The sequence below is a fragment of the Methylomonas sp. LWB genome (assembly GCF_001856095.1).
Taxonomy (GTDB): Bacteria; Pseudomonadota; Gammaproteobacteria; order Methylococcales; family Methylomonadaceae; genus Methylomonas; species Methylomonas koyamae_A.
In genome coordinates, this window is record NZ_MKMC01000078.1 from 1 (window position 1) to 14,612 (window position 14,612).

Sequence of the window (14,612 nt, forward strand, 5' to 3'; positions counted from 1 at the left end):
TGATCCGGCATCAAATGCCCTTCCAATATTCGGCTTTCTTTCTGGCTCGCTAACCTTCGAAACACCTCGCCCAAATGCTTGCGCAACGCCCTATACAGCGTTCGGCGACGGCACTTGGGAATAAACACAACGTGATATTTGCACTCCCATTTCGAGTGGCTTAAGCTTTCGTTCTCGTCCATCAGGTTCTCCTCTTGCGTTTGCTTGGCGGCTCACGCTCTCGAGTTTCCTGATGGACTCCTCTAAATGTCAAACTCCTGCTGTCTCCCCGGCTAAGCCGGGGGATTTCTCATTTTTGGTTAATGGGCGGTCGAACCATGCCTCACCAAGCCGTCGTTAGCACCGCCGGTTATGGGTATAGACTGCGGCGCCAACGATTTATCGAAGAAATAGCATCCGCGGGTGGGACGCTTAACGATAATTCGCTATTGCATTTGCTACTGCGTTACACGCAGGCGCTGATGACCCAGATAAACCAGGCGGCGGCCTGTAACCGGCATCATTCAATACACCAGCAACTCTGCCGTTGGCTGCTTCTGACTTTTGATAGACAGGCATCGAACGAGATGTTGGCGACCCACGAACATATCGCCAACATGCTCGGTGTTCGTCGAGAAAGCATCACCGATGCCGCCGGGAAATTACAACAAAAAGGCTTGATAAATTACAGTAGAGGCCGTCTCGTGGTATTAAGTCGAGCCGGCCTGGAGGAACAAGTCTGCGAATGCTACGACGTGATAAACGCCGAATTCACCAGATTAATACCCGCTTTCGTGAATAAACCCGCTTCGCGCGGATTGCCGCCGATTGCTTCCGCCAAAGCGACGAAACGCCCGGTGCACGACCTCGTTTTTGAATAAGCTCGAACGTCGGCCGACCAGACGAGGGCTGTGCGGCAGCGTACCGACTTCCAAACCGCTTTGTTATTAAATTTAGCGGCACTATCAACTGATCGGCAATGGCGTTAGCCACGCCGGCATCCATCGACTGGGAGTTTCGTTATGTCTGATATTCAATCCATCAATCGTTTGTTACAGAATGAATTGTCCGCGCTGGAAACCTATCAACAAGCCCTGGATAGATTCCGCAAGGACACCGCGCTGGGGGAATTCGATTTTTTAATGTTGACTTTTCAAGAGCATAAAGCTGCAGCTTGCAGTCTGCGGGGGAAAATCAAACAACTCGGCGGCACGCCAACCCAAGACTCGGGGCCTTGGGGAACTTGGGCAAAAATAATCATGGCTTGCGCTACTTTGTTGGGCAAGCAAGCCGCGCTAAAGGTTTTGCGCGAAGGCGAATTAACCGGCACGGAAGACTACGAAAAAGCCTTGCAGGATCATGGTCTACACCCCGATATTCGCGTCCTGATAGCAAACAGTCTATTGCCCGCTCAACAACGGCATATGCGCGCCTTGGACAGTCTATTGGAAGCGGCGATGGCTTAATTCTAACGTTACAAGAGCATGAATGCCTGGCCTGGATTTGGTCATCATGCTCTTACGGGGTCACTAGGTCGGTATCGAGTGTTTATTCGTCCGCAATCGGCATGCGTATCCGCCCTGAAACTCCCAAGGCGGCTTGCTCCGGCACCTGCTTTAGTTTCTTCCGCTCAGGCCCACGCAACGCCTTGGCCCAGCGCATTAAAAATGATAATGCGCGCCCAGGCCGAAATACTCCACCTTGTCTTTATAAAACTGGCCGCTAGGTGAATAGCCGTTGAAGTATTCGACCAATATTTGCAGCTTCCGCCCCAAGACCTTGGAATTATCGAATTCAACACCGGCTCTGGCGGAAATATCGGCACTCCAGTTGTTTTGATCGTAGTTCTTGATATCGGCGGCGATGATCGGGCGCATCGACGCAAAATCCAGTCGCCACGGACTTCTAAACTCGATACCGTATTGCGCGGACCATTTTTTTAGCTCGGAAGGCTCTCTATGGAACAAGCCTCCGCCGCCACCGTAGATCCGCACGCCGTAGGGCAGCTCATAGGACAGTTTTAAGTCCACGCCTTCGTAACTCAGGTTAACCCGTTCGAAGGTAGTGTTGACCTTGCGCAGCAAAAATTCATCACCCAGATGCGAACTCTGGTGGTACAACCGGCCGAACGCGGAAAACTGCCCGGCGCGCGCGCTGGAGTAAATCGACGCGATAAAATCGGTATTCACCAAATCGGACGACGAGGCATCCAGATTGAAGTCGCTGAACACGCCTGCCTGCAAGCCGGCTTCCCATTGCGCCGTGGAATTACCGATGTTGGCGCGATAAAACGGAATGGTTTCGCCGAAACTGACCGAGGCGATATCCCGGCCGTCGAAATTATTGGTTTGGTAATTGCGGTAAGCCGCGGAGAAATGCGCCCAGCGCGGGTCGGCTAATAAGCCTTTAAATAAATGTCCGGTCGGTAGCAGTCCTGTCGGCAACACCAAGCTCTCGGCTGTCGTCGACGTCGTTGAACCCGCGGCCAGCGCGGCTGCCTCTTTGGAATCTACTTCGCTGGTTTCGGCGATTTTGACGGCGCTGACGCCCGGAATCTCCGCGAGTGCCTTTGCGGCCTGGGCGCGATCCGCGCCCGACATTCCGGCGGCCGGCAAGGTGATGACCCCGTCTTTTACCGGCAGGGCCGGCGGTTCGAGCTGTAGTTTGTACTTCAACTCAGCGGCGGCATATCCGGCGATATAAGCGTCGTCGGCGTTCGTGGCGTTGGCGAATGGCGCGGTCAGCAGCCAACAGCCCGTGAATGTAACCAATCTACGCGTCGCCATCATGGCTTACCGAGTTCGCCGGCAGTCACCGCCAGTTGGCTTTGCACCGATTTGACGTGTTCCTGGCTATTGGCCAAGCCGATCGCTCTACCGACCATCTTCTCGTTATCCAAAACGCCGCTCAAGGTCACGCCGCCGTTGACGGTCGTCACTTCGATGCGCGCGTCTTTCAGTAATTCGTCGCTCATCAGCGCGGCCTTGATCTTCGCGGTGATGGCCGAGTCGTCCAGATAGACGCCGCCGGCTTTAGCGCTGTCCACTACCGACTCCTTGGCGGAGTCGATGCGTTTTTCAGAATTGCTGATGGCTTGATCGATTTGCTTGCTGGCTTTATCCAGCGCATCCTCGGACGATTGCGCGGATTTCTCGATGTAGGCGCCGGCTTTGTCCGCGCCTTGTTCCATCTTTTGACCGACGTTTTCCACCGCCTTATCGATTTTTTGCCCGGTCTTTTCCGCCTGCCCTTCCGGCTGGCATGCGCTGAGTCCGGCAACGGCGGGCAAACAAACCGTGGTCAATAAACGATTGAACCAGGGCCGATTGGAGTCTTTGAATAGAATGTTCATATGAGTTCCTGAAAAGAAGCCGAGTGACGGGCGACCTGGAAAGCCTATTGAGCTCTTGGGCGCGTGATGGACACTTCGCATCCGGTCGACACATCGAGGGATGGAAACAGCTTCGGATTCTAGGCAGGCAAGAGGGCGAGGTCTGTTCGTTGACGAACATAGAGGCTAAACAACGCTAGTTGTACCAGCTCATGACCTGGCGAAGACCTGACTGGCTTAACGGGAAACACCCCGGTGAAAGCCGAATCCTGGCGAGCTTGGAAAGGCGAAATCGGAACGGATTCGACCGCCCCGGCCGGTTTGAAATCGGTCGGAATCACAGGTAGGCGGTGCTAGGGATCGTCGGAATGACCATTCCAGCGCCCCAAGCCCGCAGAGAAAACCACACAACGTAACGATCCAGCGAGCGCTCAGCGATCTCTCCCCCTCTTTAAAAATGAGGGGGAAAATTGGATTTAGGCCGCTTGTGAAGCCAAATCTGATTAGTTACAACCAAACGACGCAAACGCCGGCCGCACCAGCCGGGTTTGCGGGTTCGAACCCTAAAAACTACGCTTGGCGCATTGCAGCTTTTTCAGGACGGCCGCCAAGCGGTCGATCTCTTCATAGGTGTTGTAAAACGCCAGGGACGGCCGCACCGTGGCTTCCAAGCCAAAGCGACGCAGGATGGGCTGCGCGCAATGATGGCCGGAGCGGACCGCGATGCCGGCTTCGTTCAGTGCCTTACCGACATCCTGGGTGGAGTGCCCCGCCATCACGAAGGACAGCACGCTGGTTTTGTCGGGCGCGGTGCCGATCAAACGCACACCGGGAATCCCGCGCAAAATGTGCATGCCGTATTCCAATAACTCGTGCTCGTAGCGGGCGACGTTTTCGATGCCGATCCGACTCAGATACTCCAATGCCGCACCCAAGCCCACCGCATCGGCGATATTCCCGGTGCCGGCTTCGAATTTGGCAGGCGCCGCTTGATACACGGTTTTCTCGAACGTAACGTCTTCGATCATGTTGCCGCCGCCTTGCCAGGGCTGGGTGACCGCCAGCAGCTCCGGCTTGCCGTACAACACGCCGATCCCGGTCGGGCCGAAAATCTTGTGCCCGGAAAACACCAACCAATCGCAATCCAGGCTTTGCACATCCACCCGCAGATGCGAGACCGATTGGGCGCCGTCCAACAACACCTTGGCGCCGGCCTGGTGAGCCAGCGCTATCATCTCCGCCGCCGGCGTCACGGTGCCCAAGGCATTGGAAACCTGGGTGAACGATACCAGCTTGGTTTTGGCATTCAGCAGTTTTTGGTACTCGGCCAGAATCACCTGACCGTCGTCGTCGACCGGAATCACCCGCAAGAGCGCCCCGGTTTCCCGGCACAACTGCTGCCAAGGCACGATGTTGGCGTGGTGTTCCAGCCAACTGATGACAATCTCATCGCCTTCGCCGATAAATTGCCGACCCCAACTTTGCGCGACCAAATTGATCGCCTCGGTCGAACCGCGCACGAACACGATATCGTCAGCCGACGACGCGTTAATGAACCCCGCCACGGTAGCGCGCGCGCCTTCGTAGGCGTCGGTGGCGCGCGCCGCCAGTTCGTGGGCGGCCCGGTGAATATTGGAGTTTTCATGGCGATAAAACTCGGATATCCGATCGATGACGCACTGCGGTTTTTGGGTGGTCGCGGCGTTGTCCAACCAGGCCAACGGATAGCCGTTGACCCGCTCCTCCAGAATCGGAAAGTCGCGACGTACCGCGTTCACGTCGAACGGCGGATGAGCCGTACCCAGGCCGGGAATTTGCGCGGCACGAGCTAGGCCGGACAGTTCATTGAGAAAATAAAACGCCGCGCTACCGGCACCGGCACCTGGCCCGGATGCCGGCCGGCCGGCGGTGTCCACCAAGCGTTGCAACCCCGACAAGCCCGGCAAGCCGGCGCCGGGTCCGGTCAGACCCGCGATGGCGCTGTCGTCGATACCCGGCCGATTCGCGAAACCGTTAGGCACCGCGTGATACGGCACCGAGCTCGCCGCCGAGGCCGGTACGTTGTCGATGGCTTGACCATCGCTGGTCGGCATATCGCTGTAGTACAGGTTGGCCAAGCGACTCAATTCGGCGGTATCGGGTAAGCCGGCCGGCACCGGACCGCCGTTCAACGCTTGTCGCGCGAGCCCGGCCAGATCCGGATTAGGCGTAGTCATAGTAATTGTCCACTTCGACGTTTTCGAGTACGCCGATCGCGTCGTCGGTCAGTATCGCCAGCGAGCAATACAACGAGACCAAATAGGAAGCGATCGCCTTGTGGTTGATGCCCATGAAACGCACCGACAGTCCCATGCTAAGTTCGTCGGTCAGGTTTGGTTGATACAAACCGACCACGCCTTGCCGGCTTTCACCGGTGCGTAGCAGTAGTATGTTGGTTTTGCCGTTGACGATTTTCAGCTTGTCGGTCGGGATCAAAGGCAATCCGCGCCAAGTGATGAATTGCGAACCGAACAAGGACAAGGTCGGCGGCGGCGTGCCGCGGCGGGTGGCTTCGCGGCCGAAGGCTGCAATCGCCCGCGGGTGGGCTAGGAAGAAGCCCGGCTCTTTCCAGACTCGGGCGATCAGTTCGTCCAAGTCGTCCGGCGTTGGCGAACCTTTGCGGGTCTTGACTTTTTGCGATTCGATGACGTTGTTCAGCAAACCGTATTCGGTATTGTTGATCAGCTCGCTTTCCTGACGCTCTTTGACGGTTTCGATGGTCAGCCGCAATTGCTCATGAATTTGGTTGTGCGGGCTGCTGTATAAGTCGGCGACGCGGGTATGTACGTCCAAGACGGTGTTGACCGCATTCAGGCGGTATTCGCGGCCCCATTCTTCGTAATCGACGAAGGTTTGCGGCAGCACTTTCTCGTCCAGGCTGGAGCAATCGACGGCGATGCTAGTTTCGCTTTTGACTTTGTTGACCCGGTAAATACCCGCTTCGACCGGGATCCAAGGCAGCAGATGAACCAGCCAACGCGGCGTGATCGTGCCCATCATCGGCACGGTTTTGGTCGCATTGGATAAAGTGCGCGCGGCGACGTCGCCTAACGCGGTATGGGCTTGATGAATGTCCGACATAAGTGTCCCTTGCAGTTCTGGTTGATGACTTGGAATGCGTCTATCGCTCGGGCCGTATTTCCATCGGGCATAAAAAAAGCCAATGGCTCTGACGAGCGCATTGGCTTCCGGCGATCCGGTCAGCGATTGACTTAGATTCAAGATACCGATAGCAGACTAAACCTGTCAATACCGGCATGTCGGCGGCGGAATTTGCTTATGTCTATTCGCGATATGAATATCTAAAAATATCGTATACCTCGATTCCAACGGCAACTCGGCAACAAAAGATCCAATCTAAGCCATTGTTACTAATCACTTATTTTTTAGCCGCGCCTACTCCGCGTTCTACGACATCGGGCTGTATGATATTTTTCGAAGAAAGTTTGGTTGGCGTATCGGCCGTTCTGACAACTCCCCGACCTAGACCGGGACAAGGTCAAAATATTTCACTGAAATTTCAAGGCGTTGAACGTATTCATTCAAATCCCTGCGCCGGACTCGTACATTTCGCTGCGTACTTGCGCCTGACTGACCTGACTACCGGGCGGAACGCTGTGCGTTAGCCAGACGTTGCCGCCTATCGTCGAACCCCGGCCTATCGTGATTCGACCCAAAATGGTCGCGCCGGCGTAAATCACCACATCGTCCTCGACGATAGGATGGCGGGCGTTACCCTTGACCAACAGGCCGTTTTCGTCCTTGGCAAAGCGCTTGGCCCCCAACGTGACGGCCTGGTACAAGCGCACGCGCCGACCGATGATCGCGGTTTCGCCAATCACGACGCCGGTACCGTGATCGATAAAAAAACTGTCGGCGATTCGCGCGCCGGGATGAATATCGATGCCGGTGGCCGAATGCGCGATTTCGCTGACGATACGCGCCACCAGCGGCAAGCCCAAGCCGTATAACAGGTGGGCCACCCGATGATGTATCACGGCGGTGATGCCGGGATAACAGGCCAGCACTTCGTCGGGACAACGGGCCGCCGGATCGCCTTCGTAAGCGGCCCGGATGTCGCTGTCGATCAGCAATCTGACTCCGGGCAGTTTGGCCGCAAACTCACGGGTCAGCTCGCTTGCCCGCCGCCAGACGTCGATGGTTTCGCCGTTTTGCTCGGCGACGAATTGCAGTTCCAACGCAATCTGCCGGCTTAAATCCCGTAGCAGGCTATCCAGGGTCTGACCGACGAAATAATCGATGCCTTCGTCGGTCAGGTCCGGGCGGCCGAGACGATTGGGGAACAAGACCGCCCCCAATTGTTCGACGATCTGCGCCAACACCTTACGGGCCGGCAATTTCGGCGGATGTTCGCGGCGATGGCGTTCCTCGAGCGAATGCAAGCGTATCGCCCGCAGTTCCGCGACCAGATCATCTATTCCCCAAAAGGGAGAGGCAATCGCCAACGCCGCTTCGTTCATAGCGCCGAGCCTTGGGCGTCGAACAAGCCTTCGAACAGTGCCGAACTCAGGTAGCGTTCACCGGAATCCGGCAATACCACCACAATGGTCTTGCCGACGTTTTCCGGCTGTTTGGCGACTCTAACCGCCGCCGCCACCGCCGCCCCGCAGGAAATACCGGCCAGGATGCCCTCTTCCCTGGCCAAGCGGCGCGCATAGTCGATAGCGTCGTCGTTGCTGACCAGTTCGATCTGATCCACCAACGATAAGTCCAGAACGTCCGGCACGAAACCGGCGCCTATACCCTGGATTTTGTGCGGTGCCGGTTGCAATTCCTGTCCGGCGCGGAATTGGGTCAGAATCGGACTGGCCTCAGGCTCGACCGCCACGGTATGGATGGGCTTGCCTTGCTTTAACTTGATGTAGCGCGATACGCCGGTGATCGTGCCGCCGGTGCCGACCCCGGACACGAAAATATCGATCGCGCCGTCGCTGTCGTTCCAGATTTCCGGGCCGGTGGTCAGTTCGTGAATTTCCGGATTGGCGGGGTTTTTAAACTGTTGCAACAGCACATAACGCTCAGGTTCGGACGCGGCGATTTCCTCCGCCTTGGCGATCGCGCCTTTCATGCCTTTGGCGCCTTCGGTCAAAATCAGTTTGGCGCCGTAGGCCACCAGCAATTTGCGGCGTTCCAAACTCATGGTTTCCGGCATCGTCAATGTCAACGGAATGCCGCGCGCCGCCGCGACGAAGGCCAGCGCGATACCGGTATTACCGCTGGTCGGTTCGATGATTTCCTTACCGGGTCCCAAAACGCCGCGGCGCTGAGCGTCGTTAATCATCGCCGCGCCGATCCGGCATTTTACCGAATACGCCGGGTTGCGCCCTTCCACCTTAGCCAGCAAAGTTACCGGCGCGCCGTCGGCGATGCGGTTCAAACGCACCAGGGGCGTGTTGCCGATGGACTGCGAGTTGTCGGGATACCAATGTGCCATGTTTAAATCCTTGAAATTTAGATACAAAAAAGCCAGCGGCCCCGTGCGGGACGCACTGGCTTCCGGCGGTCCGGTCAGCGTAACGTGACTTGCCGGTTAACTTAAGGCGGCGGGCGACAGATTGTCAAGAAAAATTGCTAATAAAAACCGTCGCTTATCTAATATTTCGATGATATGTTCTAATTTTGGCATGAACAAGGGCCGCGATTCTGCTAATTGCGAGTGTAGCGATGCTTGACGCCGGCCGGAAAATATTCGGGATCGGCGAAACGGTGCAAGGTCACCATCGGCGTTTGCCGTTCGGCCGGCGCGTAGTGAGCGAATTCGCTGTTGAGCCGCAATAGCTGGACTTTGATCGATTCGGCGACCCGCCCCGCATCAACGTGTTCGGGATCGACATCCGGCAAGACTTCCACCGCGACCTGCAACTCGCTGTCGCCGGCGACGTTTTCCCTGACTTGCAACACAAATTTGCCGGTCAACCAGCCGGTCAACTCCGGTTGTTCCAATCCTACCGTGACATTCTCCGGATAAATATTGGCGCCGTAATAGGACACCGTGAAATCCGCCCGGCCGAACACGAACACGAACGGCAGCTCGCGCGGTTTAAAATCGCTAGGCAAGCCCAGATCGGTCACCGTCTCGATACCGGCGGCACGCAAGCGCTCCCAGATTTGCCGATACGGGATGACGCCGCCTTTGTCGGCGATGTGGTAGCGCACCAGCGGCACGCTGTTCTCGCCCGATACCACCAAGGTATCGGCTTCGACTTCGAAGAAGCGGCTCGCCGGGTCGTATTGCACCAGCGTCGGCAAGCGTGACTCGCCGAACCATGCGCGGGCCTCGTCGGGATGACGGGCCAACCAACGCCGAATCGCGATGCTCAGCGGTGTTTCGTTGCCCAACACCCCGCCGTCGGCGGTACCGTACAGCGACGCCGAATCGAATGCCGCTCGCTCGGCACCGATGCGTTCGCCGACCAAGGCCCGCCATTCCTCGCTAAACACCTCGCCGGCAAACACCAATTTTGGGTTGAAGTCCGACCAAACGATGCCCTCGGCATTACCGGCATCGATAACATCCTTGATGAAGGGCGGATAACCCAATAACACGGTTTGCTCGAATTGCGGCGCCAGCTCGCGCACCACCCGAAAGATTTCGGCCTTGTTGTTACCCGGCGTCGCGACCATTAGTCGGTAGCCCTTGCGCGCCAAATGCCAGCAGCATGAGGTCGTGAATAAACCGCCAACCCAGTTGCCCAGCGCAAAACACACCACGGCCAGGGTCGTACGGCGATCGGCGGCGAAGCTGTCCTTGAAGACCTGCTCGAAACGCAGGGCCACATCCAATTCGTCAGCGGCGGAGCGCGGCCAGAACGTCGGCTGGCCGGTCGAACCGGAAGATACCGCGACCCGGTCGGCTCCGGCCAAACTGCCGCCGAAGCAACGTTGAGCCAGCGGGTAGGCCCGCATGTAATCTTGTTTGCTCATCAACGGTAAGCGGGAGTATTCGGCATAGTCGACCACTTGCTCGGGGCTGACGCCGCGCTCGGCCAGAAACTGGCGGTAGGCCGGCACTTCGGCGGCGCAACGCCGAAACAGCGCCAGCAATTTCTCCTCGGGCTTGACGTCTTGCCCGCCCAACAAATCATCCAGCGGCGTAGTCAGGAAACGTTGAAAAACGGCATTTAAGTCGGTCATCGTCGGATTGCTCAATTCGTGGGTGATCATGTCGGGTATCGGTTTACGACAGCACTGGTCACTTCCCGTGCTGCTCGTCGTAAGAGGAAGGAGTGACGCCGGCTCGCTCCAGCAGTTCCCGGACGTGTTTGACATCCTGCTTGGCGAAGACACCGCCGTGGTGCGGATGATGCAAAAAACCTTCGAATTGGTTTAACACCACTCGAAACTTGGCGCCGTGACCGGACTCTATCGTGGCGCCCAAGTGATGCAGCAACGATTCGACTTCCCGCCAATGGATGTTGGCGCTGATGGGATCATGAAAGATAGCTCGTAATACATTGGCGTGATGACTCATCGCGGGATTCTCCCTACAAGTGAGCCGACAGCATACGCCGTAAATGCTCCAGGCTACAACACGGCCGCTAACGAGCCAGACCGCAATTGTTTCCTATATAAAAACAAATCATGCACTATCAGCATTATTGTAAATATTTTCACAATTGTTATCATAGAACCGTCTTCACGAATCAACCGATGCTGTCTTAGGAGTCCGACATGAACAAACCCCTTTTATTTTATAGAGACGTATTAACCGGCCTGTTTTTTACCGCTGGCGTATTCGGTTTCGTTTCCGGCGAGTTCATTTTCTCCACACTGCTGTTCGGCGCGGCGTCGCTGTCCAGCAACCTGGACTTGCATCGGAACCTGCGTGCTTAGTTCCTCGTTGTACCTCCCTCGTTGTTAAGCTAGCAACCCCTCCGAAGCTAGCAATACTACATAGCCTCCGTCACTTGTGGACGGGGGCTTTTTTTTTGCGCGGACAAAATACCGATCCTTGATTCGGCGGAAAAGCCGTGTAGCGAGAATACCCCGAGGCTATCGGCGCCCACGGACCATGCCAGACACGAGGTCAGTAAAATTAGAGGAGAAATCGTCGTCCATCGATCGATGAACGATAAACAAAGCCGATGAGATTAAGTGGCTCCGAACGCACTACGAACGCAGAAGTGCAACGGGAACTCGGAAGGGGCGCCACTAAAACGTCCGCAACCGTGTTCACCGGCGACTCCCGGCCGACCAGAGGGACTGGGCCAAGCACGGTAAGCGCGAGGTATCAGACCAAATTCAGATAAACCGGTTCTGAATAGGCGATTAAAAACAGATTAAATCATCGCCAGGCACGGAGCTTAGAAACGCTTCGTCATGCGTGTGTTAATCCCTTGCCTACGTCGCTGCACTACAATATCCCTATTTTACCGTTTGCCCATTTGCGATGAGACTGCTGCTGATAGAAGACGACACCGACCTGGCCCGCTCGATCCAGGTCGAACTTGAAATTGCCGGATTCGCGGTCGACTTGGCCTACGACGGCGAACAAGGCGAATTCCTGGGCGCCACGGAGAATTACGACATCGCGGTCTTGGATTTGGGGCTGCCCAAGCTGTCGGGTCTGGCAGTCCTTAAGAAATGGCGGGACGCCGGTAACGCCATGCCGGTCATCGTGCTGACCGCGCGCGACGCCTGGCACGAAAAAGTCGACGGTTTTAAAGCCGGCGCGGACGATTACCTGGGCAAGCCCTTTCACATCGAAGAATTGCAGGCGCGCATCCGGGCGTTGTTAAAACGCTGCCATGGAATCACCAACACCGGTCTGACCTGCGCCGGCGTTACTTTGGATGAAGAATTGCAAACCGTTACGATGGAAGGTCAGCCATCCGCTCAGTTAACCTCGCTGGAGTTTCGTCTGTTACGCTATTTCATGCTGCACTCCGGCCAAATTTTGACGAAAACCGATTTGATGGAGCATGTCTATGAAATGGACGGCGATCCGGACAGCAATGTCATCGAAGTCTACGTCAACCGTTTACGCCGCAAACTCGGCAAGGATTTGATCGCTACTCGGCGCGGCCAAGGTTACGTATTTGGGCAAACCGCGTGATTTCATTGCGCTTACGCTTGAATCGCGGGCTAGCGGCTATCTTATGCGTGATATTTGCATTGCATTGGCTGGCGGCCGACTGGGTGATACGCTCGGTTGCCGAAAAACAGATGTTGACCCGCCTGACTCACGACAGCGACTCGATACTGGACACCCTCGACTTCGACGCCGACGGCCAGCCCAGCTTCGATACCAGCCACGCCGGCTCGGTTTACGGCCAAGCCTATTCGGGCCACTATTTCGTGCTACACATCGACGGCAAGCCGATTTATTCGCGCTCACTCGCCGGCACGACGCTACCTTTCGAGGCCATGGCCGTCGATACTACCAGACAATTCCATTTCAAGTCCGGTCCCCACGACCAACTGTTATTAGTCTTAAGCCGCGGATTCGCCAAAGCCGGCCACACCATCAGCATCAGTACCGCCGAGGACTTGACCGACATCGGTCGAGACATCACCGCGATCCGAATCGGCTATCTGGCATTGAGTCTGACGGTGCTGGTCGCGGCGATCGCGCTGCAAACCGCCGACGTTAAACGATCGTTACGACCGCTACGCGCGGTTACCGGCGAACTGGCGGCCATCGCCCACGGTCAGCAGCGTCAGATCGAAGCCGAGGTTCCGTTCGAAATCCGACCGCTGGTCAAGGAAGTCAACCGGCTATTGATGTTGGTTGAACGCCGCCTTCACCAATCGCGGACCGCGATCGGCAATCTGGCGCACGCCTTGAAAACGCCGTTGGCGATGCTGTTTCGGCTGGCCGAAAATCCGGCGCTACGCGACTTGCCGGAATTGAAACGACAGTTGGAACAACAGAACCAAACGATATTGAAACGGATAGACCGTGAATTGAAACGAGCGCGGATTTCCGGAAACGCCCAACCCGGCGCGACCTTCAATCCCCATGTGGAATTAACGGCGCTGTGCGAGCTGATGCAGGTCATTTACGCGGAAAAGGCCTTGTCTTTCGAGATACGAGCGCCCGATCAGTTATTGCATCTGGACCGCGAGGACATGCTGGAAATGATAGGCAACCTGCTCGATAACGCCTGCAAGTGGGCCAAATCGCGAATTGTCATCGAAGTCGCGGAACGGGAAGGTTTGACGTTACGAATCGCGGACGACGGCCCCGGTTGCGACAAGCAGCAACTGCGGCAAATGGTGCAGCGAGGGTTGCGTCTGGACGAAGCCACACCCGGCCACGGGCTGGGACTAGCCATCGTCCACGACATTGCCGGCTACTACGGCGGCAGCCTAGCCTTGAGCCGATCCGCCGAACTGGGTGGTTTGGCGGCCACGGTTAGGCTGCCACCCACTTGAATCCTTAACCGCTGCGGTTTGGGCGGCACGTGTTCGCGGCTACCAGTAATCAGACCTCAGCCAACCTCGGCGACCGCCAGATTGCTCAGATATCCGTGCTTGCGCGCCAGATACTCGTCGACGAAGGCTTGCATCGGCTCGGCTTCGTAATCCCGCAAGCCGCTGACGGCCAGCTTCTTGAAGCCGGAACCGACCACCGCGTCACCGCAGCAAATCTGAAAGTACAGATAAGCCGTCGCGCGTTTGCCGTTGACCTCCATCTTGGGTTCCAACATTTCCAGACGCGGCTCGCTGAATTGCATGCAATCCAGATGTAGCGTCATGCTTTCGTAGATCACCAACGGCCGGTCGATGTTGAACATCACATTTTCCTTGGCTAGCAGCGGCACCAGCACGTACGGAAAATTCTGCCCGGAAAACGCCACGTAATCGCGGATCAGGGCCTCGATCAGGCTGGGATCGCGGATCACATCGCCGGAGCGCTCGATTTGTAGATAGGTCTTATCTTGTTGACTGTCGGTCACATCGAAGCGCTCGGCATCGGTCTCCGGGAAATTCAACAGGACGTTGTGACCCACCATGCCGGAAAAGATAAAGTGCATGTTCTGGCTGAGCCCGTATTTTTCCAATACAAGCGAAAACAATAAATCGCCGGGTACGCAAAAGCGCTTGGCATCGGCATCGTGCAAAGGATTAAAGTCGTGCGCCACTTCCTTGGCAAACATGCTGGCCTGATCGGCGCTGATGGCGATACCACCGTCGCGAACTTCATAAAACTCTTTCAAAAACATGGCGATTTTTTATTTTTAATATTGCGGATCAAAATCTTGCGAGTCCGGACGCCGCGGCGTCCGGATACAGCTCC

At 56.5% G+C, this 14,612-nt stretch carries 15 protein-coding genes; 5 read left to right on the forward strand and 10 right to left on the reverse strand.

Features of this window, described 5'->3' with window-relative positions:
• Positions 1-182 (reverse strand): transposase (locus tag BJL95_RS24270; RefSeq protein ID WP_175463755.1); only part of this gene is annotated, 182 nt, incomplete at its 3' end.
• Between the two features lie 279 nt (positions 183-461).
• Here BJL95_RS24270 and BJL95_RS20790 point away from each other — a divergent pair.
• Both BJL95_RS20790 and BJL95_RS20795 read left to right on the forward strand, forming a co-directional pair.
• Positions 462-860 carry a Crp/Fnr family transcriptional regulator gene (locus tag BJL95_RS20790; RefSeq protein ID WP_368086617.1) on the forward strand — a complete coding sequence of 133 codons (399 nt, stop codon included), beginning with the start codon at positions 462-464 and terminating at the stop codon, positions 858-860.
• Positions 861-1,001: 141 nt separating this feature from the next.
• A complete protein-coding gene (locus BJL95_RS20795) occupies positions 1,002-1,445 on the forward strand; it encodes a DUF2383 domain-containing protein (RefSeq protein WP_071160577.1) in 444 nt (147 codons plus the stop codon).
• 195 nt (positions 1,446-1,640) lie between these two features.
• On the opposite strand, the gene BJL95_RS20800 is transcribed toward BJL95_RS20795, so the two are convergent.
• From BJL95_RS20800 to BJL95_RS20835, 8 genes are all read right to left on the reverse strand, one after another.
• The gene (locus BJL95_RS20800; RefSeq protein WP_254786862.1) at positions 1,641-2,750 is read right to left on the reverse strand and encodes a DUF1207 domain-containing protein; all 1,110 of its coding nucleotides are present in this window, start codon (positions 2,748-2,750) and stop codon (positions 1,641-1,643) included.
• Between the two features lie 14 nt (positions 2,751-2,764).
• Positions 2,765-3,331 (reverse strand): BON domain-containing protein, encoded by a 567-nt coding sequence (locus BJL95_RS20805; protein ID WP_083386189.1) that lies wholly within the window; start codon positions 3,329-3,331, stop codon positions 2,765-2,767.
• Between the two features lie 542 nt (positions 3,332-3,873).
• Positions 3,874-5,526 carry a family 2A encapsulin nanocompartment cargo protein cysteine desulfurase gene (locus BJL95_RS20810; RefSeq protein WP_071160579.1) on the reverse strand — a complete coding sequence of 551 codons (1,653 nt, stop codon included), beginning with the start codon at positions 5,524-5,526 and terminating at the stop codon, positions 3,874-3,876.
• Complete coding sequence (locus tag BJL95_RS20815; protein ID WP_064031771.1) at positions 5,513-6,430, reverse strand: family 2A encapsulin nanocompartment shell protein; 918 nt, start codon at positions 6,428-6,430, stop codon at positions 5,513-5,515. The genes BJL95_RS20810 and BJL95_RS20815 overlap by 14 nt, the downstream gene beginning before the upstream one ends.
• A gap of 461 nt (positions 6,431-6,891) precedes the next feature.
• A complete protein-coding gene (gene epsC / locus BJL95_RS20820) occupies positions 6,892-7,830 on the reverse strand; it encodes a serine O-acetyltransferase EpsC (protein ID WP_064031772.1) in 939 nt (312 codons plus the stop codon).
• Entirely contained in the window at positions 7,827-8,804 is a 978-nt protein-coding gene (gene cysK, locus BJL95_RS20825) for a cysteine synthase A (protein ID WP_071160580.1), read from the reverse strand. The genes epsC and cysK overlap by 4 nt, the downstream gene beginning before the upstream one ends.
• 212 nt (positions 8,805-9,016) lie before the next feature.
• The gene (locus tag BJL95_RS20830; RefSeq protein WP_254786863.1) at positions 9,017-10,534 is read right to left on the reverse strand and encodes a phenylacetate--CoA ligase family protein; all 1,518 of its coding nucleotides are present in this window, start codon (positions 10,532-10,534) and stop codon (positions 9,017-9,019) included.
• A gap of 28 nt (positions 10,535-10,562) precedes the next feature.
• Positions 10,563-10,841: a hypothetical protein gene (locus BJL95_RS20835; RefSeq protein ID WP_064031774.1), complete on the reverse strand. Its 279-nt coding sequence runs from the start codon at positions 10,839-10,841 to the stop codon at positions 10,563-10,565.
• A 200-nt stretch (positions 10,842-11,041) separates the two neighbouring features.
• On the opposite strand from BJL95_RS20835, the gene BJL95_RS25325 reads away from it, so the two are divergent.
• The 3 genes from BJL95_RS25325 to BJL95_RS20845 all read left to right on the forward strand — a co-directional run bounded on the left by BJL95_RS25325 (position 11,042) and on the right by BJL95_RS20845 (position 13,747).
• Positions 11,042-11,203, forward strand: coding sequence for a hypothetical protein (locus BJL95_RS25325; RefSeq protein WP_168030662.1), 162 nt, complete (start codon positions 11,042-11,044; stop codon positions 11,201-11,203).
• A 556-nt stretch (positions 11,204-11,759) separates the two neighbouring features.
• Positions 11,760-12,425 (forward strand): response regulator transcription factor, encoded by a 666-nt coding sequence (locus BJL95_RS20840; RefSeq protein WP_064031775.1) that lies wholly within the window; start codon positions 11,760-11,762, stop codon positions 12,423-12,425.
• Positions 12,422-13,747: a sensor histidine kinase gene (locus BJL95_RS20845; protein ID WP_071160581.1), complete on the forward strand. Its 1,326-nt coding sequence runs from the start codon at positions 12,422-12,424 to the stop codon at positions 13,745-13,747. The genes BJL95_RS20840 and BJL95_RS20845 overlap by 4 nt, the downstream gene beginning before the upstream one ends.
• Before the next feature lie 56 nt (positions 13,748-13,803).
• Here the strand turns inward: BJL95_RS20845 and BJL95_RS20850 are convergent, their stop codons facing one another.
• Complete coding sequence (locus BJL95_RS20850; protein ID WP_071160582.1) at positions 13,804-14,538, reverse strand: DUF3581 domain-containing protein; 735 nt, start codon at positions 14,536-14,538, stop codon at positions 13,804-13,806.
• Positions 14,539-14,612: the final 74 nt, after the last annotated feature.

Bases quoted from the DNA above. Each gene is read 5' to 3' on its own strand.
- BJL95_RS20790 (WP_368086617.1), top strand. From the start codon at position 462: ATGACCCAGATAAACCAGGCGGCGGCCTGTAACCGGCATCATTCAATA.
- BJL95_RS20795 (WP_071160577.1), top strand. From the start codon at position 1,002: ATGTCTGATATTCAATCCATCAATCGTTTGTTACAGAATGAATTGTCC.
- BJL95_RS20805 (WP_083386189.1), bottom strand. From the start codon at position 3,331: ATGAACATTCTATTCAAAGACTCCAATCGGCCCTGGTTCAATCGTTTA.
- BJL95_RS20810 (WP_071160579.1), bottom strand. From the start codon at position 5,526: ATGACTACGCCTAATCCGGATCTGGCCGGGCTCGCGCGACAAGCGTTG.
- BJL95_RS20815 (WP_064031771.1), bottom strand. From the start codon at position 6,430: ATGTCGGACATTCATCAAGCCCATACCGCGTTAGGCGACGTCGCCGCG.
- epsC (WP_064031772.1), bottom strand. From the start codon at position 7,830: ATGAACGAAGCGGCGTTGGCGATTGCCTCTCCCTTTTGGGGAATAGAT.
- cysK (WP_071160580.1), bottom strand. From the start codon at position 8,804: ATGGCACATTGGTATCCCGACAACTCGCAGTCCATCGGCAACACGCCC.
- BJL95_RS20830 (WP_254786863.1), bottom strand. From the start codon at position 10,534: ATGATCACCCACGAATTGAGCAATCCGACGATGACCGACTTAAATGCC.
- BJL95_RS20835 (WP_064031774.1), bottom strand. From the start codon at position 10,841: ATGAGTCATCACGCCAATGTATTACGAGCTATCTTTCATGATCCCATC.
- BJL95_RS25325 (WP_168030662.1), top strand. From the start codon at position 11,042: ATGAACAAACCCCTTTTATTTTATAGAGACGTATTAACCGGCCTGTTT.
- BJL95_RS20840 (WP_064031775.1), top strand. From the start codon at position 11,760: ATGAGACTGCTGCTGATAGAAGACGACACCGACCTGGCCCGCTCGATC.
- BJL95_RS20850 (WP_071160582.1), bottom strand. From the start codon at position 14,538: ATGTTTTTGAAAGAGTTTTATGAAGTTCGCGACGGTGGTATCGCCATC.